Below are 1042 nucleotides of genomic sequence, written 5' to 3'. Positions count from 1 at the left end.
AGCGGAGGGCCCGTGCGGAGGGGCGGACGCCGGCCGCTTCGAGCAGGTGGGACAGCCGCACGCCCTCGAAGGGGGTGCCCGGCACCCGCCAGCCGGTGACGCACTGGACGTCCCTGACCAGCCGGGTCTGCGGCAGGGCGCGCAGCTCGGCGAGGGTGTAGCCGCGCGGGTGGTCGACCAGGCCGTCGAGGGTGAGGCGGTAGTCGGCGGCGGTCCGGTGCGGGACGGAGGCGGCGACCGAGTAGTAGCGGAAGCCGCCGCCGTTGGGCAGCAGGCCGGTCAGGCCGGTGGGGTCCTTGCCGGCGACGCCGCCGAGGAAGCCTTCGAGGCCGCGTTGCAGGGCGGGCGCCGTGACCACGCCGAGGGCGCCCAGGCCGAGGGTGCCGAGGAGGACACGGCGGCCGACGGGGCGGCCGGCCGCCTCCGGCTCGTGGCGCTGTTCCGGTTCCTCGGACGGTTCGGAGTTCACGCGTTCATTCGAGCACCGGGGGCCGCGCGGGGCCAAGGGGTGCGGGCCGCTCGTCAGACTTCCGTCATCTCTGCCCGAGCGCGCGGGTGCGGGCCGCGTGGAAGGCCGCGAGGGGGTCGGGGTGCGCGTAGACCCAGGGCGCGGGGGTGGCGTGCTCGCCGATGCGCTGGAACAGGGCCGCCGCCTCGGCCGGGCGGCCGGCGCGGGAGAGGGCGAACGCGAGGTGGTTGAGGTCGATGTGACGGCGTGGGTGTTCGTCGTGCTCCCACTCCAGCCACCAGTCGAAGGAGGCGCGCAGGATGCGCCGGGCCCGCGGGCCGGACCAGTGTCCGCAGGCGGCGGGGTCGGCCGGGGCCAGGCCGGTGGCGGCGAGCACCCGGTACCGCTCGGCGTACGCGATGACCGGCAGGACGGCCAGCGGGGAGTCGGCGGGGGCCTCGGCGGCGGCCAGCTCGGCGACGTCGTACACCTCGTGGGCCTCGGCCCGGCCGCCCGCGGGCCGTTCGGCGAGGCGGGCGATCAGCAGGTGGTGGGCGTGGTGGTGCTCGGGGTGGCGGCGGCGCAGCTCGGCGA

General features: G+C 77.4%; 1 protein-coding gene and 1 pseudogene. Both read right to left on the bottom strand.

The window, feature by feature from the left end:
- Positions 1-469, bottom strand: a 469-nt coding sequence (locus CCN44_RS42255) for a molybdopterin-dependent oxidoreductase (RefSeq protein ID WP_158103233.1), incomplete at its 3' end; no start/stop codon positions are given.
- 64 nt (positions 470-533) lie between these two features.
- Positions 534-1042 (bottom strand): annotated as a pseudogene (locus tag CCN44_RS42250) (hypothetical protein); the annotation flags it as partial.

This window comes from Streptomyces tricolor, assembly GCF_002155905.1.
Lineage (GTDB): Bacteria > Actinomycetota > Actinomycetes > Streptomycetales > Streptomycetaceae > Streptomyces > Streptomyces tricolor.
The sequence above is the reverse complement of the archived record's forward strand: the minus strand, read 5'-3'. Positions and strand labels throughout refer to the sequence as shown.